Raw genomic sequence first — 22,408 nt, forward strand, 5'->3', positions numbered from 1 at the left:
GACCCACAGGGGTACGGTGGCTCAACTCACGGACGAACAGGTGAGCCAATGACCCACTCGCACCGCCCGCTCGGCTGACCATTGGGCAACCAATGGCACACAGGAGCGCGCGCCGTCCGGGAACGAGTCCTCGTGAGCGCGGCGGCTCACCGTGAGTCCTGGGCGGCGCGGTTCCAGGCGGCGTCGCGCAGAAGGCGCAGGCCGTTGAGGCCGACGATGACGGTGGAGCCTTCGTGGCCAAGGACGCCGAGCGGGAGGGGCAGGCTCCCTGCGAGGTCCCAGACGACGAGGCCGGAGATGAACGCTCCCGCGATCACCAGGTTCTGGACCACCAGGCGGCGGGCATCCCGCGACAGGTTCACGACGGCGGGGACCGACGAGGTCGAGCAGGCCTCGGACCGCGTCCTGGGTCCGCGCGGTGGCCAGCGCCTCCAGGGCGCCGGAGGTGGCGAAGATGACGATGAGGAGCACGCCGTCCATCACCCGCCCGATCGAGGCCGCTCCGATCGCGGCGACGATCATCAGCAGGTCCACGTCCAGCGTCTTCTCGCGCAGCGCCTGTACGCCCGCCCAGGCCGGCTCCCAGCCTCCGGTGACGTAGGCGAGGGCGTAGAGCGGGCCCCACGCCCAGGCGGAGGCCCCGACCAGCTGACATCCTGGCCCGCCTCCAGGAAGGGCCCTGCTCGGTCGGCGACCTCGCGGAGGCGGTGGGCATGGAGGCGTCCGCGTGCTCGCACCAGCTCCGGCTGCTGCGCAACCTGGGATTGATCACCGGCGAACGCCACGGACGTTCCATCGTCTACGCGCTCTACGACAACCACGTCGCCGAGCTCCTGGAGCAGGCCCTCTTCCACGTCGAGCACCTGAGGCTCGGCCTGCGTGACGCCGCCGGGGCAGCCCCGGCCACGGTCACCCGCTGACCCGAGCCCGCCAACCGAGCCCGCCAACCGAGCCCGCCAACCGAGCCCGCCACCCGAGCCCCGCCGGGCTTCGGGGGGCTTCGGGGGGGCGAGGGGCTGCCCTCAGGCCGCGGACTTCTCCCGTGCGGGTGGCCGCGCCGGCCAGTGTCGGTGCAGGGCGTCGATGTGGAAGTCGTGGCGGTGGCCGCACCCTCCGGCACCGGCGAGGTGCGGGTGCCCCGGGGCCAGTTCGGGGTGGACGTGCTCCAGCTCGGCCGGGTCCTCGCGCGGCCACAGGCGTACGGCGGTCACGGCGGCGGCGAGGGCGAGCGCCGTCAACACGGCGGCCGCGACGGCGAGTCCGGCCCGGGCGGCGAGCCAGCCAGCCAGCGGGTAGGTGACGAGCCAGCAGGCATGGGTGAGGGAGAACTGCGCGGCGAAGGCCGCGGGCAGGTCCGGCGCGGCGGCCGAGCGGCGCAGCAGGCGCCCGCCGGGGGTGAGGATCGCCGAGGTCGCCGCCCCGATCACCAGCCATGCCGCCGGCAGCGCCGGCCACGAGAGCCCGCCCGCGCCGAGCCCTGCCGCGAGGAGGCCGAGCGCGGCGGTCATGACGAAGGCGGCGGGCAGCATCAGGGTCCGGTCGCCGAGGCGCCCGACGACGCGGGGCAGCAGCAGGGCGACGGTCATCGAGCCCGCGCCGTACGCCCCGAGGGCGAGGGAGACGTCGCCCGCCGACCGGCCGAAGGTGTCGCGTACGAGGACGACCGTGTTGACCAGCACCATGGCGCCGACGGCCGCGACGACGAAGTCGAGGGCGAGCAGGGCGCGAAGGCGGGGCGTGGCCAGGAAGAGCCGGGTCCCGAAGGCGGCCTTCGCGTACACGCCTCCCGGGCGTTCGACCGGCCGCGGCTTCGGCAGCAGGACGGAGACGACCAGGGCGCCGGAGGCGAGGAAGCCGACGGCGGTGCCGGCGAAGAGCCAGCCGTACGAGAGGACGGCGAGCAGCGCGGCGGCGAGTACGGGACTGAAGAGGCTCTCCAGGTCGTAGGCGAGCCGGGAGAGCGACAAGGCGCGGGTGTACCCGTCCTCGTCGGGCAGGACCTCGGGGATCGTCGCCTGGAAGGTGGGGGTGAAGACGGCGGACGCGGCCTGGAGCAGGAGGATCAGGACGTAGACCTGCCACACCTGGGTGACGAACGGCAGCGCGAGCGCGGCGCCGGCCCGGGCGAGGTCCATGGTGACGAGCAGCGCCCGCCGGGGTATCCGGTCGGCGAACGCGCTGATCAGCGGGGCTATGGCCACGTACGCGACCATCTTGACGGCCAGCGCCGTGCCGAGGACGGCCGAGGCGTTCCCCCCGGCGATGTCGTACGCGAGCAGGCTCAGCGCCACGGTCGCGAGACCGGTGCCGACGAGGGCGACGACCTGCGCGGTGAAGAGGTGCCGGTAGGTGCGGTTGCGCAGCACGGACAGCATGAGGCGAGCCCTCGGTCGGCTACAGGGGTGTCTCCACGGTAGCCGACATGTGCATAGGTGCGCACGCGTTGATGGATGAGACCGTCCGGACCGTCCTGACACCCATGGACCCACGGGATTGTGGGCAGACGCGGTTCATGGGTGACGTGACACACCCTCATCGCCCACCGTGGGAGCGCGGCCTCACCGCGAGCCCGGCCACCCCGTCAAGAGAGCGAGGCACACCATGATCCTCGTCGGTGTCATTCTGCTCATCATCGGCTTCCTCATCGGAAGCTCCGTCCTGTGGACCATCGGGATCATCCTGGCGGTCATCGGCGCCGCCCTGTGGATCCTCGGATCCGTCGGCCACGCCGTGGGCGGTCGACGCCATTACTGGTAGCCGGGCGGCTACCGAGCCCGCCGACGGCACTCCTCCCGCACCTGTCGCGGCCCGGGTTCCTCGTCAGCCCTCCACGCCGGTCGACGTGTGCGCTGCCCCCACCGGCTTCGACTCCGGTGACCCGCGCTGCCGCAGGTAGACGGAGAGGACCACCATCGAGGCGACGGCCAGGAGTTCCGACTGCCAGTTCTGCAGCGTGCGGTTCCAGAACTCGGCGGAGAAGACGTACGTCTTCCAGCCGACCGGGTCCTGGAACCGCCGTAGCTGGTCCTCGTTGTAGGTGACCAGGCCCGTGACGGACTGGGCCAACCACGACAGCAGGAAGATCAGGAGCATGACGCTGCCGAGGGAGTTCGAGTAGAGGCTCTGCCGGATGCCGCCCGCGGAGGCGGGGCGGGGCGAATCGGGTCGCGCGTACGCGCCGGTCCTCTGCTGCTCGTCGGTCTCCCGCCCGATCCTGCTGAACGGCTTGGATTCCGGGGAGCCGCGCTGCACCAGCCATACGGTGCCGAAGACGTAGAGGAAGAACTGCAGGAACTCCGACTGCCAGTTCTCGCTGACGTCGACCATGAAGTCCGAGGTCAGCACGTACTCCGAGCAGCCGACACGGGGCAGGCTCGCCGAGGTCAGGACCGTGTTGAGCTCGGCGCATCCGGCCAGGGCCTGGCCGACGAGCGTGAGCAGAAACGCCCCGCCGAAAGCGAGCGTCAGATCGATCGTTCTCCCGGAGGAAGCGCGGCACACGTGTCATCGCTGCGTCAGCCCCACCGTGAACGCGAGGGCGAGCCCCGTCGAGACGAACAGCAGACAGAGAACGAACACCGTACGCATCTCAGTTCCCCCTCACCGGGCACGACGCCGGCCGGCCCGGCCGCGGCGTGCAACCGGCGGCCGTGACCTTCCAGCCGTCCGGGAAGGAGGCCCGATAGACGCTGTACTCCTCGAACACGACCCGGGCCTGCTGTCCGTAGACATCGACGACGAGCGGATCCCCGGCGGGGGCGTCGGCGGGAGCCTCGCCCAGCGCGGTGGCCAGGGCGGTCGGACAGGGCCCGTCCGTCTCCACTTCCTCGCGGGTGCCCGGCGCCAGGGCCTCGCAGGCCCGGCCCGTGTCGGAAGCCCGCACAGCCGCCGTGAAGGCGACGGCCGCCGTCCGCGCCGCGGACTCCCGCTCCTCCGCACCGACGCCGCATCCGACGAGCCCGAGGCCCAGCGTGCCCAGAACGACACAGGCGGTGATCCGACGCATGGAACGGCCTTGCCCAGTCACTCGGTGAAGACCTCTGTCGGCTCACCCGACACGCGAGACGTTGCCCCGAGCGGCGTAGGGGCCGGGTCCTGGGAGGCGACCGCTCCGACGGTGAGCGGGCACCGCACGCGTAGCGCTCGGAGGCGACCGCTCCGACGGTGGGCCGGCACCGCACGCGTAGCGCTCGCGGCGCCGGGTAGCCGGTCAGTGTGAGGAGCGAAGGAGGCGGTTCGGCATGAGGAGCGCGAAGACCGGACCTCCCACCCGTCCGATCCCCCGGGATCCTTCGGAGCCGCGGCCCCCGGCTCCCCCGCGTCCCTTCCCGGTCGACCCGGAGGCGCCGCAGCCGCGGCCCGGGCCGGCGCCGGAACCGGCGCCGGGGCCCCGGTCCGGACCCCCACCCCGGGCTGACCGTCGACGGCTCACCCACGTCGTACGGGGCGCTACGCTGGGCGGTTCGCCATGCACGGCTGATCGGGGGAACCGTGAACGCGGTGGCCGTCTATGACGTGCCCGGGGCGGCGGGCTGGTCCGCGCCTCCCGTGGACGCCGCGTTCGACGAGAAGATCGCCCACGAGGCATTGGCGGACGAGCTCAAGACCGCGCTGCCCGACAGCGCGGACGTTCCGCTGGTCGAGCACGTGGTGCGGGGCAATCCCGCGAAGGTGCTGATCGAGGCGTCGGCCGGCGCCGAGGTCCTGGTCGTGGGCAGCCGGGGCCGGGGCGGCTTCACCAGCCTCCTCCTCGGCTCCGTGAGCCAGCAGTGCGCCGCGCACGCTTCCTGCCCCGTCGTCATCGTCCGGCCGGAAGCCGTCGGCTCCGGCGTTCCGTCCACCTGATGTCGTGTCCGCCTGACGTCGTGTCCGCCTGACGTCCCGTGCACTGATGTCCCGTCCGCCTCGGACGTTCGAGGTGGATCCCGCCGCTGAGAGGCTGTTCACCATGAACACGTCGGCATCCTTCCTCCTCCTCTCGGACGGTCATCTCCTGGTCCCCGCCGACCAGGTGACCACCCTCCTGCGACGCCTCACGGACCAGTGGACGCAGTCGGCCGAAACCGCCGGCTCGGATCTCGACCCGGCCACCGTGCTCGCGCTGACGGAAGCCCTGCGCCAGACGGCCGACAAGATCGACGCCGAGTGCATCGCCCTCATGCCCCTCACGGACGGAGGCGCCCCGCCGCCGTCCTGAGCGACTGGCGGCCCGGCGAGCCGCATGGACCTCGACATCTGGAAGGCGACCGACATGAGCACCGCAGGGAGCACCGCCGACAGCACCACCGCCACCGCTGGGACCAGGTCCGCGGCCACGGGCCCTGCCTCGGTTCTCGGCACGGCGTCCGCAGGGTGGCTGAGAACCCTGGACCGCATCGAACAGGCCACCCTCGCGGATCCCGTCGTCCGCGCGCTTCAGCGGGCCGTCGGAGCCCTTCCGCTGCGCGGGGCGCGCGACCTGCTGCGGGGCGCGCCCCTCGGGCACCCCCTGCACGCCGTGCTCGTCCAGGTCCCGGTCGGCTGCTTCCTCTCGGCCGGCGTGCTGGACGTCGTTCCCGGCGGACAGCCGGCCGCCACCACCCTCACGGCCGTGGGCCTGGTCGGCGCGGGTCCCGCGGCCGTGACCGGCTGGGTCGACTGGGCGGACCTGCCCCCGCGACAGGCCCGGGTCGGGCTGGTGCACGCGGTGTCGAACGTCGCCATGATCGCCTGCTACGCGACGTCCCTGAGCGCGAGGATGCGCGGCCAGGCGGTCAAGGGCCGCGCGTGGTCCTGCGCCGGGCTGACGGCGCTCGCCCTGAGCGGCGCCCTGGGCGGGCACGTGGCCTACCGGCGGACCCTCGTCTCCTAGGGCGTGCTCCCGCGTCGCCCCGCGTACAGGTCCTCGACCAGGCGGTCGACCCCCGTTCGGGAGATACTGCTCGTGCCGCCCTCCGCCGTGCTCCGTTCGGAGCGTCCTCCGGCCGGGGACGGCTTGTGAGTACGGGAGGCGTCATGCTGATCGGGCACAACGTGGAGGACGGCGTCCTTCACCTGGAGGTCCTCCGCGACCTCGACATCTCCAGCCGCGCCGCGGCCACCCTGGAGATCGAGATGCTCCTGTTCACCCACCGTCCCTGCAGCCGCGTGAGGGTCCAGCTGCCCACCGTCGACCCGTCACCGGCTTCCCTGAGCGTCCTCGCCCGCGCCCGTCGGCTGTGCGGCCGCCGTGGCGTCCCGCTGACCGTCGTCGGCCCACCGGAAGCGGGCTTCCCTCGCGCTGAACGCCACATATCCGTGCGGGAGACGTAGGCGGGGTTACGCCGCGGCCGGTGGGACATACGCGAGGGAGGAACACCTGCCGGGCGACGGGAAGCGCGGAAGGAAAGGACCGGTGCGGACGCAGGGAGGCCGATGACGATGCGCGAGCGACGGACCCGGCAGCAGCCCGAAGAGCCCCTGCCGCGGGACACCGAGGACCAGCAGGCCACGGAAGGCGAGGACCCGACTGCCGTCCCCGTACCCGACGAGTCCGCGGCGGACGACGCTCTTCCGGACACCGACGAGGCCGGCACGGGTCCGAGAGGAGCGGCTCGGGACGCCTCCGTACATCCCGAGCATCCCACCCCCGACGAACCGGTCGACTGAGTCGCGGACGCACCCCTTCCGGTCCAAGGGCCCGGCGGACGTGCGGCGCCGAGGGGGCGCGTGACCGCGCGCCCCCGGTGAAAGGAGTCCGCTCATGACGGCACGGCCCCTCACCGATGTCGGACCCGAGAGCGACCTCACGGCGGTCTTCGGACTCGCCCAGCAGTTGCGGGCCGATTCCGTGCGGGCGAGTACCGCGGCGGGGTCGGGACATCCCACGTCCAGCCTGTCGGCCGCCGACCTCATGGCGGTCCTCATGACCCGCCACCTTCGTTACGCGTGGGACGCGCCCGACGACCCGGCCGGCGACCATCTCGTCTTCTCCAAGGGGCACGCGTCGCCGCTCCTGTACGCGATGTTCAAGGCGGCGGGCGCGATCGGCGACGACGAGCTGATGACGACGTACCGCCGCTTCGGGCACCGCCTCCAGGGCCACCCCACGCCCGTCCTGCCCTGGGTGGACGTGGCGACCGGGTCCCTCGGCCAGGGCGTCGGCTACGGAGTCGGCATCGCCACGGCCGGCCGGGACCTGGAAGGGCTCCCCTACCGTGTGTGGGTGCTGTGCGGCGACAGCGAGACCGCCGAGGGGTCCGTGTGGGAGGCCCTCGACAAGGCGGGCCACCGCCGGCTCGCCAACTTCACGGCCCTGATCGACGTGAACCGTCTCGGACAGTGCGGGCCGACCGAACTGGAGTGGGACACCGACGCCTACGCCCGCCGTGTCGAGGCGTTCGGATGCCGGCCGATCGTGATCGACGGCCACGACCTCGAAGCGATCGACCGTGCGATGACCACGGCCGCCGACGGAGAGGCACCCACCGTCGTCATCGCCAGGACCGTGAAGGGTCGCGGTGTGCCGGAGGTGGCCGACCAGGAGGGCTGGCACGGCAAACCGCTGCCGGAGGACGTCGCCGAGCGCGCGGTCGCGGAACTGTCCGGCGACCACGACCTCAGAACACGCGGACCGATGCCGCCGGCGGTCCCGCCGGCCGTGCACAGACCGCCGACCGGGGCCGGGACCGGGGCCGGGACCGGGGCCGGGACCGGCGCCGCGGCCGTGGAGCTGCCCCGCTTCGACGTGGGGGACGACGTGGCCACCCGTGTCGCCTTCGGCCAGACTCTGGCGGCGCTCGGCGCCCGGCCCGACGTCGTCGCCCTGGACGCCGAGGTCGGCAACTCGACCCACGCCGAGGATTTCGGAAAGGCCCACCCCGAGCGGTACTTCCAGGCCTACATCGCCGAGCAGCAGATGATCGCGGACGCCGTCGGCATGGCCGTGCGGGGGTACCGCCCGTACGCCACCACGTTCGCCGCGTTCCTCACCCGCGCCCACGACTTCATCCGCATGGCCGCCGTCTCCCAGGTCGCCATCGCCCTGTGCGGCACCCACAGCGGTGTCGAGATCGGCGCGGACGGCCCGTCCCAGATGGGCGTCGAGGACCTCGCCATGATGCGTGCGGTCCTCGGCTCCACCGTCCTGTACCCCAGCGACGCCACGTCCGCGGCCGCGCTGACGGCGGCGATGGCCGACGTGGACGGCATCTCGTACCTGCGCGCCACGCGCGGGGCCTACCCGGTCCTCTACGCCCACGGCGAGACCTTCCCCTTGGGCGGCTCCAAGACCCTCCGCCGGACGGAGGACGACCAGGTGACGCTCATCGGGGGCCGGGGTCACTCTCCACGAGTGCCTCGCGGCGGCCGATCAGCTGGCCGCCGAGGGCGTCCGGGCCCGAGTCGTCGACCTGTACTCCGTGAAGCCGGTCGACGCCGACACCCTGATCCGCGCGGCCCGGGAGACCGGCGCCCTCGTCGTCGCCGAGGACCACCACCCCGAAGGCGGCATCGGCGAGGCCGTCCTCTCCGCCCTCGCCGAGGACACGGATCACCCCGCCTTCGCCCACCTCGCCGTCACCGGGCTGCCGGGCTCCGGCACGACGGACGAGCTCCTCGACGCGGCCGGCGTCTCCCGCGCGCACATCGCCCGGGCCGCCCGCGCCCTCGTCGCGGCACGCCAGTGACCTGAGTCCGAGATTCGGTGGCAGTTGGCGGCCTGTCCGGCTTAGATCCGCCGGACAGGCCGCTCGCCGCCCGTACCCGCCCGGCCCGCGCGGGCTCTCTGGCAGGCACGATCACATCGGCCCCACCACCTCCCGACAAGCCGTGTCAAACCGCCACACAGTGGGAATCGTTTCTTCAGGACGCTCGACCGACGGTCCGCCGCCGCTCCCCTCGCGGCCGCGACGGCAGGCCCACCGCCACCGTCGAAGGAGCCCTCAATGTCGACCGTCAGAGTCCGATCCGTCACCTCGCGCTCCGCTGCCCCCCGTCCTCCCACGGAGACGCCCCAGCGCGCCGAGGCCTCGACGCGCAGGGCGGCGCTGGGCACGCTGCCCGAGCCGGTCAACCCGACCGCCGCTTCCACGGACGACGCCCGGTCCCTCTCCGTCGGCCTCTTGGCACGGCTGCGGGAACTGGACGAGGGCACCCCGGAGTACGCGTACGTCCGCAACACCCTGGTGGAGCTGAACCTCAGCCTGGTCAAGTTCGCGGCCCGCCGGTTCCGGAACCGCGCCGAGCCGATGGAGGACATCGTCCAGGTCGGCACGATCGGCCTCATCAAGGCCATCAACCGCTTCGATCCCGACCGGGGCGTCGACTTCTCCTCCTTCGCCCTGCCCACGATCACCGGTGAGATGAAGCGTTTCTTCCGTGACACCAGCTGGGCCGTACGCGTTCCACGACGCCTCCAGGAGCTGCGGATGGACCTGGCGCAGGCCACCGACGCGCTGGAGCAGCGCCTCGGCCACCGCCCCACCCGGGCCGAGATCGCCACCCATCTCCACCTCACGCAGGAGGACGTCGCGCAGGGTGAGCTCGCGGCCCACGCCTACTCCGCCCACTCCCTGGACGTCCCCGCGAGCGAGGAGGACACCGGCCCCGGCTCGAACGCCCGGCAGCTCGCGGCCTGGGAGCCCTCGTACGAGCTGATCGAGTCCCTCACGGCGCTCCGGCCGCTCATCGCGCGGCTCGACGCCCGTGACCGGCGCCTTCTCGAACTCCGCTTCGGCGAGGAGCTCACCCAGGCCGAGATCGGCCGGCGGCTCGGCCTCTCCCAGATGCACGTCTCACGCCTGCTGAGCCGGGTCCTCGGCGAGCTCAGACAGGGCCTGCTCCAGGACGGCGCCACGGCGGGCGGGACGGGCGACTGACCTCGAGCCACACCACCTTGCCCACCGCCCCCGGCCCCTTCGGCTCGCTGCCCCAGGCATCGGCCAGCCGCTCCAGCACCATCAGGCCGTGCCCGCCGGGCATGCCGGGCGAGCGGGCCAGGACGCGCGGACGCCCGGGGGCGGCGTCGGCCACCTCCACCCGCAGCAGGTCGCCCTCGTGCCGCAGGACCAGCTCCTCCGGTCCGCCCGCGTGCAGACACGCGTTGGTGACGACCTCCGACACGAGCAGCAGGACGTCCTCCACCCGCTCCCCCGCCTCCACGGTCTCCGCGGGGAGCCACCCCCAGTCGACCAGCGCCTCGGCGGTGAAGTCCCTGCACCGCGACACCACGCCCCGGTCCCCGTGCAGCACGAGTCTGCGCACCTGGTCCTGGCGGCCGTCAGCCCTCTCGGCCATGGATCCCGCCACCTTCGCGACCGCGCTCGGACAGCGCCTCGTCCACGGTCCCGTACACCCGGAAGACCGTCCTGGCCCCCGTGATCTCGAACATCCGGGCCACCGGCCGACGGATTCCCGCGAGCTCCAGCCGGCCGCTCGTCTCCCGCATCCGCAGACGTGCCTTCAACAGGGCGTTGAGCCCGGACGAGTCGCAGAACCGCAGGGCGGAGCAGTCGACGACGATCCGGTCCGCTCCCCGGTGCTCCTCCAGCGCCTCGCGCAGCGGATCCACCGTGTCGCGGTCGAGTTCGCCGACAAGCACGAGAACGGCCGTCTCCGCGTGGGTCGCGGGGCGGGTCTCCGCGGTCTCCGTCTCGGGGCTGATCTCCGCGATCTCCGTCGCCGGGCGGACCTCCACCCGGAAACGCTCGCGCGGGGGCGCCTCCCCCTCGCCTTCTCCCACCCCTCTTCCCGGCCCTTGCCCCGGCCCGTGTCCCGGCCCGTGTCCCGGCCCGTGTCCCGGCCCGTGTCCCGCCCCCAAAGCCTCGTCCCGCATGGGCTCGCCTTCCTCGCACCTTCCGTTTCCCCTTCACCTTCGCAGCGATCGGATGGTCTGTCGCGAGGAGCGCCGGCCGCGGCCGGACCGGTGGCATATCCCTCGGGATCCGGGGCAGGCGCAATGACATGGCCGAGCGCCGCGAAGAGACCCCCGCCCCACCCCGGAAGCCGGGCAGGGAGTCCATGGACGAAGTGGCGACCAGGATCCCCGAGGAAGTCGGGCATGCCGCCCGCCGACTGCGCCGTGGTGCCGAGCGGTTCGGGCTGGCACCACCACCGCCCGACAGCGAGGACGAAGCCGGAACCGCCGCCACCTCCGCACCCTCGGAGCGGACGCGAAGAGGGGGGTGAGTGGCATGGCGGCCGGAGGCCCCCGTTTTCTTGTGAGGACCCGGCCGGGCGAGCGTCCCGGCACCGTCGTCCTGGTGCTGGACGGCGAACTCGACCACGACACGGCGGCTCCCCTGCGGGACGCGCTCGAAGAGAACATCGGCGCGGAGCGCGTCATCGTCGACTGCTCCGGCCTGCGGTTCTGCGATTCGACCGGCCTGAACGTACTCCTGCGAGCGCGGCTGCGGATACTGGCCGAGGGAGGGCGGGTGGAGCTCTTCGGACTCCGTCCGCCGGTGGACCGCATGTTCGAGATCACCGGGGCGCGCAGCGTCTTCCCCGCGTACGCCGACCCGGGACGTGATCCGCCGGGCCGGCCCTAGCCGCCCCTGTCCTGCCACGCGTCCACGACGGCCGTAATCTCCCCTCTCTTTCAGGGTTCGCCGCCGCTCATCGGGGCAGCGGCCGTATATGACCAGCCGAAGCGTGCGGCTCGAACGCGCTACCGATCGCACTCGCCGCTACGCACTCACGGAGGGTGCGGGCGTGGCCCGGGAGTGCCGTGACCGCACACGGGAGGCCCTGCGCGACTGGTTCGGCGTGGCGGGCGGACCCGGTCGGATCGCCGCCGAGGACGCGCTGCTGCTGGTGTCGGAGCTCGTCACCAACGCCTTCACGCACGGTGGCGCCCCGTACGAACTGCGCCTCGACCGCACCGACGGCCGGCTGTGGGTACAGGTCAGCGACACGAGCCCGGTACGTCCCCGGCCCCATGGACCGCATCACGCGGAACGGTCGTCCGGGCACGGCCTGTACCTCATGGAGCGCCTCTCCGCGGCCTGGGGATCGGTCCCTCGGGAAAGGGGAAAGGCCGTCTGGTTCGCACTGGAGGTGCCAAGCCAGGCCCGGCAGCCGTGATCGTCCTACAGTGGAGAGGTGGCATGGGACCTCCGCCGTGCACCCCGCACTCGGGCCCGCACCACGATCGCCCTGTGCGAGGTCGTTCATGGCAGAGCGCAGACCACCGTCCCCCGAGGCGGCCCCCCGGCCCGAGGAGCCCGGTCAGAACGGCTCTCATAGCGGGCTCGGCGACAACGGGCTCGGCCAGTTGCTCGCCGGGCTGACGGCCGTACGGGACGGGGATCTCAGCGTCCGGCTTCCCGAGGCCGGCGGCGACATCCTGGGAGAGATCGCCGGCGTCTACAACGACATGGTCGACCGGCTCTCGCTCGTCACCTCCGAGGTCACCCGTGTCGCCGGCGAGGTCGGCGGGCAGGGGCTGCTGGGCGGCCGGATCCACGAGCCCGGGGCGCGCGGGGTGTGGCGGGAGCTGACCTCGGGCGTCAACACCATGGCCGACAACCTCACGTCCCAGGTGCGGTCCATCGCCCAGGTGGCGACGGCCGTCGCCGGCGGTGACCTCACCCGGAAGATCCGGGTGGACGCCCGCGGCGAGATCCTGGAGCTGAAGGAGACCATCAACACCATGGTCGACCAGTTGTCCTCCTTCGCCGAGGAGGTCACCCGCGTGGCCCGTGAGGTGGGCACGGAGGGCAAGCTCGGCGGAAAGGCCACCGTCCGGGGGGTCTCCGGCACCTGGAAGGACCTCACCGACAACGTCAACTCCATGGCCGACAACCTCACCAACCAGGTGCGCAACATCGCCCAGGTCACCACGTCCGTCGCCCAGGGCGACCTGACCAGCCGGATCGACGTCTCGGCCCGCGGCGAGATCCTGGAGCTCAAGACCACCATCAACACCATGGTCGACCAGTTGTCCTCCTTCGCCGCCGAGGTCACCCGGGTCGCCCGGGAGGTGGGCACGGAGGGCAAACTCGGCGGGCAGGCCGAGGTCGAGGGCGTGTCCGGCACGTGGAAGCGGCTCACCGAGAGCGTCAACGAACTGGCCGGGAACCTGACCCGCCAGGTCCGCGCCATCGCCGAGGTCACCAGCGCCGTCGCCGAGGGGGACCTGACCCGTTCGATCACGGCGCACGCGCCCGGCGAGGTCGGGGAACTCCGCGACAACATCAACGCGATGGTCGAGTCGCTGCGCGCCACGACCCGGGCCAACGAGGAGCAGGACTGGCTCCAGACCAACCTCGCCCGGATCACCGGCCTCCTCCAGGGCACCCGGAGCCTGCCGGAGATCGCCGAACTGATCACGGTCGAGGTGCCTCCGCTGGTCGCCGCCCAGTACGGCGCCTTCTTCCTCACCGAGGACGGCGAGGACGGCACCGAGCTCGTCATGACCGCCTCCTACGGCTCCCCCGACGGCCCGCATGCCGCGCCGCGCCGCTTCTTCCTCGGACAGGGGCTCGTCGGGCAGGCCGCCCAGGACCGGCGGACCGTCCTCGTCGATCACCTGCCCGACGGTTACGCCACCGTCGCCTCCGGAGCGGGTTCCGCCGAGCCGACGACGCTGATCGTGCTGCCGATCGTCGTCGAGGAACAGGTGCTCGGTGCCGTCGAGTTCGCCTCGCTGCAGCCGTTCAGCAGTCTGCGGCGGGAGTTCCTGGACCGGTTCGTGGACAGCGCGGGAGCGGTGCTCAACTCCTTGCTCGCCAACCTCCGCACCGACGAACTCCTGGTCCAGTCGCGCAGCCTGGCCAACGAACTGCGGTCCCGGACGATGGAGTTGCAGAGTCGCCAGCGGGATCTCCAGGTCTCGAACGCGGAGTTGAAGGAGAAGGCGGCTCTCCTCGCCGTGCGGAACAAGGACATCGAGTCGAAGAACCTCGTCATCGAGCAGGCCCGCCAGGAGTTGGAGGAGCGGGCCCAGCAGCTGTCGCGCACCTCCATGTACAAGTCCGAGTTCCTCGCCAACATGAGTCACGAGCTGCGCACTCCGCTCAACAGCCTGCTGATCCTGGCCCGGTTGCTCGCCCAGAACACCGAGGGCAATCTGACGGAGAAGCAGGTCGAGTACGCCGAGGTGATCCACTCCGCCGGTTCCGACCTGCTCCGGCTGATCAACGACATCCTCGACCTGTCGAAGGTCGAGGCCGGCAAGATGGACGTCACGCACGAGCCGTTCGCTCTCCACCAGCTCGTGGAGGACCTGGTCGCGACCTTCGGGCCGGTCGCCGACGAGCGGCGTCTGGAGTTCGCCGTCACCGTGGCCGAGGACGTGCCCGGCGAGCTGAACAGCGACGAGGCGCGCATCCGGCAGATCCTGCGGAACCTCCTCTCCAACGCCCTGAAATTCACCGATGAGGGCCGAGTGGCACTCACCGTCGAGTACGCGACCCCTGACGAGGTTCCGTCGGCTCTGCGGGAGAACCGGCACGTCCTCGCCTTCCGGGTCGCGGACACCGGGATCGGCATCCCCACCGAGCAGCTGGAGAACACCTTCGAGGCCTTCCAGCAGGGCGACAGCACCGCTGCCCGCCGCTACGGCGGCACCGGTCTGGGGCTGTCGATCGGCCGGGAGGTGGCCGACCTCCTCGGCGGCGTCATCACAGCCGAGAGCGCCCCCGGCCGCGGCAGCACGTTCACCTTCTACCTGCCCTCGGAACGGTCGGCGCGGGGAACGGAGCCGGTGACGGCCTCCGACGCCGTCGCCTCGCGCACCCCCGGCGCCGCCTCTCCCGTCGGCCGCCCGGTCCGGAGCGACCCGCCGGAGCGACCCGAGGGGGAGACGGTACTCGTCGTCGACGACGACGCCCGCAACGTCTTCGCCATCACCGAGGTCCTGGAGGGGCACGGGCTGCGCGTGCTCACGGCCGACGGCGGCCGGACCGGCCTCGACATGCTCGCCGCGCACGACGAGATCCGGCTCGTCCTGATGGACGTCATGATGGCCGGCATGGACGGCTACACCACGATCAAGGCCATCAGGGAGCTGCCGGGCCGCGAGAGTCTGCCGATCATCGTGGTCACCGCGAAGGCCATGCCCGACGACCGCGCGGAGGCCCTCACGGCGGGCGCCGACGACTACGTGGCCAAGCCGGTCGACGAGGACGAACTGGCCGTCAAGATCGGCTCCTGGCTGGCGGGGTGACGCCACTCGCTGTGCGACCGGCCCCCGGCCGTCACCCGCTCCGGGGCCGGTCCCTCACCCGTACGACGACGATGCTGGTGTCGTCGTCGGTGTCACCGGTCGCCGTGCTGAGCAGCTCGTCCACGAGCGGGCCGGGCGCGAGGTGCGCGAGCCGCTCCGCCTCGGCGGCGAGGCGGGCAAGACCTTCGTCGAGGCCGTCGTGGCGGCGCTCGATCAGGCCGTCGGTGTACAGCAGGAGTGTGTCTCCCGGGTGCAGTCGGGTCCGCTGCTCCCGGTAGGAGAAGGCGGACACCGCGCCCAGGAGGATGTCGTGGGGCGGGTCGAGCAGCCGCGCCCGGCCGTCCCGGATCAGCAGCATAGGCAGGTGCCCGGCGCTCGACCACAGGAGGCCGTGGTCGTCGGGGTCGTACAGCGCGCACACCGCCGTCGCCGTGGTGCCGCCGCCGGTCCGCAGCGTCACCTCGTTGAGCCACCCCATCAGCCGCTGGGGCGAGTGGCCGGTGAAGGCGAGCGCCCGCTGGGCGTTGCGGAGCGCCACCATTCCGGTGACGGAGTCGATCCCGTGCCCGGCGATGTCGCCGACCGCCACCAGGACCTTGCCGCTCGGCAGGGCCAGCACGTCGTACCAGTCGCCGCCGACCCTGTACTCCTCCGCGGCCGGCCGGTACCGCACGGCGACCACGAGGTCGCCCGGCAGCTCCTGGAGGGCGGGCACCTCGGGCACGATCGCCTGCTGGAGCTGGAGCGCCAGCTGATGCCGCGTCTCCGCCTTGTCGTGCAAGGCGTTGAACCGGTCGAAGGTCGCCGTCAGGGCGGCCTCCGTACGGCGAACGGCCGACACGTCCTGGTACACGCCGGCGAATCCGGTGACCGTGCCTCCGGCGATCAACGGCTCGGCCGCCACCCGCACATGGCGCACGGTCCCGTCGGGGAGCACGATCCGCAGCACCGTCTGCGTGCCGGTCTGCCCCTCGGTCAGCGCGGTGAGGAGGTCGGTGAGGAGGTCGCCGTCGTCCGGGTGCACCCGCGTCCGCAGGGCGAGGAGCGGCACCGGTGACTCGCCGGGGTCCATGCCGAACAGGCCGTACGTCTGCTCGGACCAGACCGTCTCCCCGCCGGTCAGGCTGTCCTGGAACAGGGCCACGCTCCGCAGCCGGCCGACCGCCCTGGCTGCGGCGAGACCGGGATCGCCGACGGCGTGCCACAGGACGGCGGCGTGCCCCTCGCCGGCGGGCAGCACGCGGACGTCGAGGAGCGGCGCGTGGTCCCCCGGCAGGGGGGACTCCGGAAGCCGTGCGGCCCGCTGGGTGCGAAGGGTGTCCACGGCTCGCCGGGCCATCCGGGCGAGGACGGCGTGGACGAGCGGGAGGATCCGGGCGAGCGAGGAGTCCTCGGCGGGCCGCGCGGCCCCGAGCGCGGTGAGCGCCTCGTCGTTCAGGTGCTCCACGGTCGGGGCCCCGGTCGTGGACCGCACGAGGAGCAGCATCGCCGGGTGCGACAGGGAGTCGAGGAGATCCACCAGGACGGGAGCGGCGGTCCGCGCCGGTGCCGTGCTGTCCAGCACCGTGCCGGCCACTTCCAGGAGCCCGGCGAGAGTGCGCCGCGCCGTTTCGTCGAGGGCTGTCGGTCCCGGCCAGCCGATGAGCGCCAGACCGACGGTCCTGCCTCGTCGGCGCAGCGGCAGCAGGGCGCGGGCCGCGCGTACCGACGGCCCCGGCAGGGGTTCCCCGCCGGTCGTTCCCTCCTCCAGCCAGACGGCGGTGCCGTCGGAGAGGGCCGAGCGGAACGGCTCCGGCGCCGCCGGGGGGATCCACTGCCATGCCGTGGCTTCGACGGCCCCGACTCCCGCGTATCCGGCGAGCAGCAGGCAGCCGTCAGCGGTCCGCTCCCAGAGCAGCAGGCTGTCCGCCCCCCAGGGTGAGAGACCGTTCTCCAGCAGGGTGCGGGCCGCTTCGCCGACGGTGTCCGCGGTCTCGGCCGCGGCGGCGGCCCGGCGGACCCGTCGGCCCTCGGCCGGTTGCTCGCGCACGGAGACGGATGTGCGGCCGGTCCCGCCGGCGCCGTTCGGCCTGTCCCCGTCCTCCTTCGCGACGGCGTTCAGGATGTCCGCCGCGAGGTCGCTCACCGGCAGACCCGTCGTCTGCGCGAGCACGGTCAGGTGCTCGGCCGCGTCGGAGGTGGACAGGCGCATCTCGGCGGCGATCACCCCCGCGGCGAGATCGAGCAGGTGACGCTCGGCGACGCGGGTGCGCAGCCACCGGTTCTCGGCGACCAGACCGACGAGTGCGGGATCCACCAGGGCGTCGGACAACGACCCCCTGGAACCCGCCGGACCCGTCATGACGACCTCCGTTCCGCCACGGCCTGGACGTCCGGAACGCACCCGCACCCGCCTTGAATTTTAGCCGGTGGAGACCGTTCCCACGAGGTCGCTCACCTGCGGGTCGGGCAGGACGCGGGCGACGTCGGCCTGGGCGATGATGCCGACGAGGACGTGCCCGTCGATGACGGGGACGCGACGGATCTTGTGCCTGCTCATGACGCTCAGCACGTGTTCCGCGCTGTCGTCCGCCTGGACGGTGACGATCTCGTCCTGCGCGAGTTCGCCGGCCGTACACCGCGTGGGGTCCTTTCCCTGGGCGACCGCCTTCACCACGATGTCGCGGTCGGTCAGCATGCCCTTGAGCTTCTCGTCGGGGCCGCAGATCGGGAGGGCGCCGACGCCGATCTCGACCATCTTCCGTGCGGCGTCGGCGAGGGTCTCGTCCCAGCGGACGCAGGTCGCGTCCGGAGTCATGAGATCGCGTGCCTTGGTCATGGCCATCACCTGTCACTCAGTTCGTCGTGGTACTTCTCCTGGCGGCGGCGCCGGGCGCGCGGCACAGCGCTCGCTCTCCCTCCTCGCGGATCCGTGAGGCGGCTACCCCGCTCGGCACCGCTCACTCGTCCGGGGACCCGGGGGAACGTGACCGGCACCGGCGTCAGTCGGTGAGGGCCCTCCCGCCGATGTTCCGCGAGTTCCCGCTGCCGCCCCTCGCACACAGGGGCCGGGGAGTGGCGGGGCTCGCGCGGGGTACTCGCGTGCCGAAGCGAGGAGGCCACGATGACGATCCCGACGCTCACGGTGAGAACCGGACGCTCGTGCCCGTACGTCCCGCGGGTGTGCAGGCTTCCGGGCGTGTACGCGCCCCAGGGCGACAGCGTCCTCCTGGCGGCGCACGTGTGGCGCGAGGAGCTACGGCCCGGGGCGCGCTCCCTCGACCTGTGCACGGGTACGGGCTTCCTCGCCCTCGTCGCCGCCCTCCGCGGGGCCCGCGCCACCGCCGTCGACATCTCGCGCGCGGCGATCGCCGCCGCCCGGGTCAACGCCCGGCTGTACGGCTGCCGGATCCGTTCCCTGCGCGGCGATCTGGACGCGCCGGTGGCCCGCGAACGCTTCGACCTCGTCACCGTGAACCCGCCGTACGTGCCGTGCGAGGACGAGGGCGCACCCGCCCGGGGCGCGCGCCGCGGCTGGGACGCCGGACCCGACGGCAGGCTGCTCCTCGACCGTCTCTGCGCGCGGGCTCCGCGCCTGCTGGCACCCGGTGGGGTTCTGCTCCTGGTGCAGTCCTCGCTCTCCGGCGTCACCGCGACGCTGGACGCGCTCCGGCGCGGCGGGCTGGGCGCCCGTGTCGTGGACCGTCGCAGACAGCCGTTCGGACCGGTGATGTCCGCTCGGGCCGACTGGTTCACGGCTCGGGACCTGATCGCCCCGGGAGTGCGTACGGAGGAGCTCGTCGTGATCCGCGGGTGGCGGCCGAGAGGGAGCGACGGCGCTCCCGCCGGGCCCGCGACGCCCAGGGGGTCCGATCTGATCGGTGGTGATGTGTGATGTCCGCATCCATGGACGCAAGCGCCCCGCGGGCGGGAACGGCGACCTCCCGGTCCGCACCGCCCCGCGTGCAGCCCCTGGCCGGAGGCCCCCTGCTCGTCGAGGGGCCGGTGGAGATCGTCATGCCGGACGGCTCCGTGGTTCTCTGCGAGCGGCCGATGGTCGCTCTGTGTACGTGCCGGCGGACCCTGCGGGCGCCGTTCTGCGACACGAGCCACCGCCCGCGCCTCCACAGCACGCGCGAAGGGGAGACGTCATGACCGCCGTCGACGCCACGACAGCCGTCGGCTCCGCCGCCACGGAGCCGCCCGAGGTGCCCGAGGCCCGCGGTGCCGTGTCCCACGGCATCAGGAGCCGCCTCCTCGGCGGCGGCCCCGGGCGGCTGCCGCGCGAGTCCGAGGTCGCCCGCTGCGCGCCGTACGGGGACGACCTCCAACTCGCCCTGCACCTCTGCTACGAGCAGCACTACCAGGGCTTCGAGCAGGTCCCCGACAGTCTCGAATGGGATGCCGACCTGCTCCGGGTGCGGGCGCTCCTGGAGCACCGCTTCGAGAGCGCGCTGCGCCACGACTGCCGGCACTGCCCGGACGTGGACGAGGCCCTCGCCGCCCTGCTCATGGAGCCGGTCGACGGCACCGGCGTCTCCCGTTTCCTCATGACCGGTGGCGAGCTGTGGCACCTGCGGGAGTACGCGGCGCTGCGCTCCGTGACCCAGCTGCGCGAGGCCGATCCGCACCTGTGGGTGGTCCCCCGGCTCCGGGGCCGTGCCAAGGCGGCCATGATGGCGATCCAGTTCGACGAGTACGGAGGCGGCCGGGCGGAGCGGATGCACGCGCGGCTCTACGCGAAGCTCATGACCGATCTGGGACTCGACGCCTCCTACGGGCGGTACGTGGACGAGGCCGGGGCCGAGGCGTTGGCGGCCTCGAACCTGATGCACCTCTTCGGCCTGCACCGGAGGCTGCGCGGAGCGCTCGTGGGGCACTTCGCGGTCCTGGAGACGACGTCACCGCCCGCCGCCTCCCGACTCGCGGCGGCCATGCGCCGGACCGGGGCGGGACCGGCCGCAGAGCGGTACTACGACGAGCACGTCGAGGCCGACGCCGTGCACGAGCAAGTGGTGCGCCGGGACGTCGTGGGCGGTCTCCTCGAGGACGAGCCGGCCCTCGCGCCCGACGTCGCGTTCGGCATCGCCGCGACCCGTCTCGTGGCGGACCGGATGGACAGCGGGCTGGTGGAGTCCTGGTCGCGGGGCGAGAGCGCCCTCCGCACACCGTCGTACGCGGCCGTGTCCCGTACGGGGAATTGATTCGGGATACGCCAATCCCGTCGGGCACCCCGCACATCGGCATCGTCTCACCTGCAGCCCGAAGGCGGAGGCGAGCGCGCCGCTGAGGAGCGCTCCCGGGGGCATGGCGCCCCACGACACGAAGCGGACCGTCGCCATCACCCGCGACAGCAGCTCGGGCGGCGACTCGATCTGCCGGTGCGTGCGGGTCATGATGCTGCCGATCGCCACGGAGAGGGCGAAGCCCATGCTGACGCCGTAGTAGGGGACGTTGCCGAGGCGGGTCGTGAGGGGGATGAGCAGGGCGAGGCCGGCGCCCGCGAGGCCGGTGAGGACGATGACGCGTGCCGTCCCCCAGCGTGCCGCGAGCCTCACGGCGACCGCGGCGGCGAGGAGCGATCCGACACCGTCCATGGCGAGCACCGAGGCCGATGACCGTGGCCGAGACGTGGGCCTCGCGCACCAGGTACAGCGGTATCAGGGCGAAGAGCGCGGGACGTTCCGCGATCCGCCGGGGCAGGAGCGTCGCCGCGGCGTCGCGCAGGATCCTCTTTTCCCACAGCAGGCGGGAGCGGAGGCGGTCCGGGACGGCGGCCGACAGTTCGACCAGACGGTGGTCGAGGAACGGGACACGGGCCTCGATGCCGCTGCCCGCCGCGGTGCGGTCCTCGTGCCAGACGTTGTACTGCCGCACCTTCCGGTACTGCGACCGGAGGTACCGGAAATAGACGTCCGTGTCCCGTTCTCCCGCCGCCGCGGCGAGGGCCTGGTCCGAGAAGAAGGCCGGGCCTTCCGTCCACCAGTGCCTGAGCTCCGGCGAACCGTCGAAGCGCGTATTGCGGTCCATCTCCCGGACACCGGAGACGAAGGATTCCCAGTCCCTGCCGATGTCCGCGGAATACCCGCCGTTGAACTCGTCGCCGGCCGCGCCCAGAAGCATTCCGCGGAGGTGCGGGCGCTCGGCGCGGGCGAAGCGGTGGAGTTCGTGCTTGTAGTAGATCTCCGGCCCGACCATGGGGGTTTCCGCCAGCCAGAGCGGCCGTGTCCACTCTTCCGGAGTGGGCACGTGATCGGGGGCGAAGACGACCTGGTGGTTGTGGGCACCGAGTTCGCGGGCGATCCACTGGGCGTTCTCGGCGTCGCCGTTGTCGCGGGTGCCGCCCGCCAGCGCGGGGACGGGAGGATCAAAGCACGGCCGGACACGACCGGACGAGGCATTCGTTCCAGGCCGAACAGCCACCCGAAATCCGGGCGCGGTCAGCGTCCGTACATGCCGCGGCACAGGTCGGCGGCGCCCATCGGGGCGTTGATCTCCTGGGCCCGCCGGCAGAGCCGGCGCATCTCGGGCGTCTGCCCGGTCACCCGCTGCCCCGTCACCGGCTGCCGCGTTCGTGGAGCGGGCTGTTCCACGGTCCGGGGCTTCGGGCTCGGCGCCGTCCTCCGGGCGGGCCGCTCGACCGGCTTCGGCGTCCTCCGCTCCGTCGTCGCGCCCGGCCTCTTCCTCGCGGGCGCCTGAGCGGCTGGCGGCCGCGCGGCGCCTCGGTCCATGGCCGGTGCGAACGGACGCTCCGTGGGGGCGGTCTTCGCGGGTGTGCGGCCGGGCCGCGGCTCGGTGACGGCGAGGTTCTCCCGGGGCGGGGCCTGCGTGGGCTCCGGCCACGCGGGGAGCGCGGCGGGCCGGCGTTCGACGGCGGGTGCGAGCTCGGCGGGCCGGGCCGGCGCGCTGGGGGCGGGTGTCTCGGGGACGGCCACGCATCCGCCCGTGAGGAGCGCGGCAAGGAGAGCGACCATCGCTCGTCGGGTGTTCATGGGCGTCACGCTGCCCGAGCGGGACCTGGGCCCGCCCGCCTCATGCGCCGGATCCACCGTGACGAGTGACGGGGTGACGGGCGGCGGGTATCGGGTGACGGGCGGCGGGTAGTGGACTGCGGGTATCGGGTGACGCGTGGCCGGTGACGGGCGGCAGGTAGTGGGCTGCGGGTAGCGGGCGAGTGGCTGACGGCGGCTCGTCGTGCCCGGCCCACGCCGGACCGGCGTGGCGGGCGTGGTGGAGCGTCGCGGTAGGTTCGAGGGACGTGCAGCGGGGTCGCCGAGGTCCCCGGCCGATCACCCGCAGGAG

General features: G+C 72.8%; 24 protein-coding genes and 4 pseudogenes. 17 read left to right on the forward strand and 11 right to left on the reverse strand.

What is annotated here, in order from left to right; genetic code table 11:
* Nucleotides 1-146 precede the first annotated feature (146 nt).
* Nucleotides 147-362: a hypothetical protein gene (locus tag ACWFR1_RS07125; RefSeq protein ID WP_453547428.1), complete on the reverse strand. Its 216-nt coding sequence runs from the start codon at nucleotides 360-362 to the stop codon at nucleotides 147-149.
* 16 nt (nucleotides 363-378) lie between these two features.
* Nucleotides 379-651 (reverse strand): annotated as a pseudogene (locus ACWFR1_RS07130) (heavy metal translocating P-type ATPase); the annotation flags it as partial.
* Here ACWFR1_RS07130 and ACWFR1_RS07135 point away from each other — a divergent pair.
* Nucleotides 639-920: pseudogene (locus ACWFR1_RS07135) on the forward strand (ArsR/SmtB family transcription factor); the annotation flags it as partial. The pseudogenes ACWFR1_RS07130 and ACWFR1_RS07135 sit on opposite strands and share 13 nt — an antisense overlap.
* Before the next feature lie 102 nt (nucleotides 921-1,022).
* Here ACWFR1_RS07135 and ACWFR1_RS07140 read toward each other — a convergent pair.
* A complete protein-coding gene (locus ACWFR1_RS07140; RefSeq protein ID WP_453547431.1) occupies nucleotides 1,023-2,375 on the reverse strand; it encodes an MFS transporter in 1,353 nt (450 codons plus the stop codon).
* A 226-nt stretch (nucleotides 2,376-2,601) separates the two neighbouring features.
* On the opposite strand from ACWFR1_RS07140, the gene ACWFR1_RS07145 reads away from it, so the two are divergent.
* Complete coding sequence (locus ACWFR1_RS07145; RefSeq protein WP_453547433.1) at nucleotides 2,602-2,757, forward strand: DUF6131 family protein; 156 nt, start codon at nucleotides 2,602-2,604, stop codon at nucleotides 2,755-2,757.
* 63 nt (nucleotides 2,758-2,820) lie between these two features.
* Here ACWFR1_RS07145 and ACWFR1_RS07150 read toward each other — a convergent pair whose 3' ends face one another.
* On the reverse strand, nucleotides 2,821-3,501 hold the full coding sequence (locus tag ACWFR1_RS07150; protein WP_453547435.1) for a DUF6766 family protein: 681 nt from the start codon (nucleotides 3,499-3,501) through the stop codon (nucleotides 2,821-2,823).
* 88 nt (nucleotides 3,502-3,589) lie between these two features.
* Nucleotides 3,590-4,006: a hypothetical protein gene (locus ACWFR1_RS07155; protein ID WP_453547437.1), complete on the reverse strand. Its 417-nt coding sequence runs from the start codon at nucleotides 4,004-4,006 to the stop codon at nucleotides 3,590-3,592.
* Nucleotides 4,007-4,413: 407 nt separating this feature from the next.
* Between ACWFR1_RS07155 and ACWFR1_RS07160 the strand changes: the two genes are divergently transcribed.
* The 7 genes and pseudogenes from ACWFR1_RS07160 (at nucleotide 4,414) to ACWFR1_RS07190 (ending at nucleotide 9,836) form a co-directional block, all read left to right on the forward strand.
* The gene (locus tag ACWFR1_RS07160) at nucleotides 4,414-4,845 is read left to right on the forward strand and encodes a universal stress protein (protein WP_453547612.1); all 432 of its coding nucleotides are present in this window, start codon (nucleotides 4,414-4,416) and stop codon (nucleotides 4,843-4,845) included.
* Nucleotides 4,846-4,948: 103 nt separating this feature from the next.
* Nucleotides 4,949-5,197 (forward strand): DUF6213 family protein, encoded by a 249-nt coding sequence (locus ACWFR1_RS07165; protein WP_453547439.1) that lies wholly within the window; start codon nucleotides 4,949-4,951, stop codon nucleotides 5,195-5,197.
* A 54-nt stretch (nucleotides 5,198-5,251) separates the two neighbouring features.
* Nucleotides 5,252-5,851: a DUF2231 domain-containing protein gene (locus ACWFR1_RS07170; protein ID WP_453547441.1), complete on the forward strand. Its 600-nt coding sequence runs from the start codon at nucleotides 5,252-5,254 to the stop codon at nucleotides 5,849-5,851.
* 143 nt (nucleotides 5,852-5,994) lie between these two features.
* Nucleotides 5,995-6,291 carry a hypothetical protein gene (locus ACWFR1_RS07175; RefSeq protein WP_453547444.1) on the forward strand — a complete coding sequence of 99 codons (297 nt, stop codon included), beginning with the start codon at nucleotides 5,995-5,997 and terminating at the stop codon, nucleotides 6,289-6,291.
* Nucleotides 6,292-6,399: 108 nt separating this feature from the next.
* The gene (locus tag ACWFR1_RS07180) at nucleotides 6,400-6,627 is read left to right on the forward strand and encodes a hypothetical protein (RefSeq protein WP_453547446.1); all 228 of its coding nucleotides are present in this window, start codon (nucleotides 6,400-6,402) and stop codon (nucleotides 6,625-6,627) included.
* 94 nt (nucleotides 6,628-6,721) lie between these two features.
* Nucleotides 6,722-8,645 (forward strand): annotated as a pseudogene (locus ACWFR1_RS07185) (transketolase).
* Nucleotides 8,646-8,903: 258 nt separating this feature from the next.
* Entirely contained in the window at nucleotides 8,904-9,836 is a 933-nt protein-coding gene (locus ACWFR1_RS07190; protein ID WP_453547448.1) for a SigB/SigF/SigG family RNA polymerase sigma factor, read from the forward strand.
* On the opposite strand, the gene ACWFR1_RS07195 is transcribed toward ACWFR1_RS07190, so the two are convergent.
* Nucleotides 9,784-10,254, reverse strand: a complete 471-nt coding sequence (locus ACWFR1_RS07195) for an ATP-binding protein (RefSeq protein ID WP_453547450.1) — start codon at nucleotides 10,252-10,254, stop codon at nucleotides 9,784-9,786. The genes ACWFR1_RS07190 and ACWFR1_RS07195 overlap by 53 nt on opposite strands.
* Nucleotides 10,238-10,699, reverse strand: a complete 462-nt coding sequence (locus tag ACWFR1_RS07200; protein ID WP_453547452.1) for an STAS domain-containing protein — start codon at nucleotides 10,697-10,699, stop codon at nucleotides 10,238-10,240. The genes ACWFR1_RS07195 and ACWFR1_RS07200 overlap by 17 nt, the downstream gene beginning before the upstream one ends.
* A gap of 221 nt (nucleotides 10,700-10,920) precedes the next feature.
* Here ACWFR1_RS07200 and ACWFR1_RS07205 point away from each other — a divergent pair, with 221 nt between their 5' ends.
* The 4 genes from ACWFR1_RS07205 to ACWFR1_RS07220 all read left to right on the forward strand — a co-directional run bounded on the left by ACWFR1_RS07205 (nucleotide 10,921) and on the right by ACWFR1_RS07220 (nucleotide 15,127).
* The gene (locus ACWFR1_RS07205) at nucleotides 10,921-11,145 is read left to right on the forward strand and encodes a hypothetical protein (protein WP_453547455.1); all 225 of its coding nucleotides are present in this window, start codon (nucleotides 10,921-10,923) and stop codon (nucleotides 11,143-11,145) included.
* Nucleotides 11,146-11,150: 5 nt separating this feature from the next.
* Complete coding sequence (locus ACWFR1_RS07210; RefSeq protein ID WP_453547457.1) at nucleotides 11,151-11,507, forward strand: STAS domain-containing protein; 357 nt, start codon at nucleotides 11,151-11,153, stop codon at nucleotides 11,505-11,507.
* Between the two features lie 88 nt (nucleotides 11,508-11,595).
* Nucleotides 11,596-12,042: an ATP-binding protein gene (locus ACWFR1_RS07215; RefSeq protein WP_453547459.1), complete on the forward strand. Its 447-nt coding sequence runs from the start codon at nucleotides 11,596-11,598 to the stop codon at nucleotides 12,040-12,042.
* Nucleotides 12,043-12,130: 88 nt separating this feature from the next.
* Entirely contained in the window at nucleotides 12,131-15,127 is a 2,997-nt protein-coding gene (locus ACWFR1_RS07220; RefSeq protein ID WP_453547461.1) for a HAMP domain-containing protein, read from the forward strand.
* 31 nt (nucleotides 15,128-15,158) lie between these two features.
* Here ACWFR1_RS07220 and ACWFR1_RS07225 read toward each other — a convergent pair whose 3' ends face one another.
* The gene (locus ACWFR1_RS07225; protein ID WP_453547463.1) at nucleotides 15,159-17,468 is read right to left on the reverse strand and encodes a PP2C family protein-serine/threonine phosphatase; all 2,310 of its coding nucleotides are present in this window, start codon (nucleotides 17,466-17,468) and stop codon (nucleotides 15,159-15,161) included.
* Between the two features lie 60 nt (nucleotides 17,469-17,528).
* Complete coding sequence (locus ACWFR1_RS07230; protein ID WP_453547465.1) at nucleotides 17,529-17,945, reverse strand: CBS domain-containing protein; 417 nt, start codon at nucleotides 17,943-17,945, stop codon at nucleotides 17,529-17,531.
* Nucleotides 17,946-18,230: 285 nt separating this feature from the next.
* Here ACWFR1_RS07230 and ACWFR1_RS07235 point away from each other — a divergent pair, with 285 nt between their 5' ends.
* The 4 genes from ACWFR1_RS07235 (at nucleotide 18,231) to ACWFR1_RS07250 (ending at nucleotide 20,551) form a co-directional block, all read left to right on the forward strand.
* Nucleotides 18,231-19,001: a HemK2/MTQ2 family protein methyltransferase gene (locus ACWFR1_RS07235; RefSeq protein ID WP_453547467.1), complete on the forward strand. Its 771-nt coding sequence runs from the start codon at nucleotides 18,231-18,233 to the stop codon at nucleotides 18,999-19,001.
* 11 nt (nucleotides 19,002-19,012) lie between these two features.
* The gene (locus ACWFR1_RS07240) at nucleotides 19,013-19,261 is read left to right on the forward strand and encodes a CDGSH iron-sulfur domain-containing protein (protein ID WP_453547615.1); all 249 of its coding nucleotides are present in this window, start codon (nucleotides 19,013-19,015) and stop codon (nucleotides 19,259-19,261) included.
* On the forward strand, nucleotides 19,258-20,310 hold the full coding sequence (locus tag ACWFR1_RS07245) for an iron-containing redox enzyme family protein (protein WP_453547469.1): 1,053 nt from the start codon (nucleotides 19,258-19,260) through the stop codon (nucleotides 20,308-20,310). The genes ACWFR1_RS07240 and ACWFR1_RS07245 overlap by 4 nt, the downstream gene beginning before the upstream one ends.
* Before the next feature lie 103 nt (nucleotides 20,311-20,413).
* Nucleotides 20,414-20,551, forward strand: a complete 138-nt coding sequence (locus ACWFR1_RS07250; protein WP_453547472.1) for a hypothetical protein — start codon at nucleotides 20,414-20,416, stop codon at nucleotides 20,549-20,551.
* A gap of 243 nt (nucleotides 20,552-20,794) precedes the next feature.
* On the opposite strand, the pseudogene ACWFR1_RS07255 reads toward ACWFR1_RS07250, so the two are convergent.
* Both ACWFR1_RS07255 and ACWFR1_RS07260 read right to left on the reverse strand, forming a co-directional pair.
* A pseudogene (locus ACWFR1_RS07255) lies at nucleotides 20,795-21,571 on the reverse strand (asparagine synthase-related protein); the annotation flags it as partial.
* Nucleotides 21,547-22,098, reverse strand: coding sequence for a hypothetical protein (locus tag ACWFR1_RS07260; RefSeq protein WP_453547474.1), 552 nt, complete (start codon nucleotides 22,096-22,098; stop codon nucleotides 21,547-21,549). The gene ACWFR1_RS07260 and the pseudogene ACWFR1_RS07255, both read right to left, overlap by 25 nt.
* Nucleotides 22,099-22,408 lie beyond the last annotated feature (310 nt).

This window comes from Streptomyces sp. NPDC055103 (genome assembly GCF_053607625.1).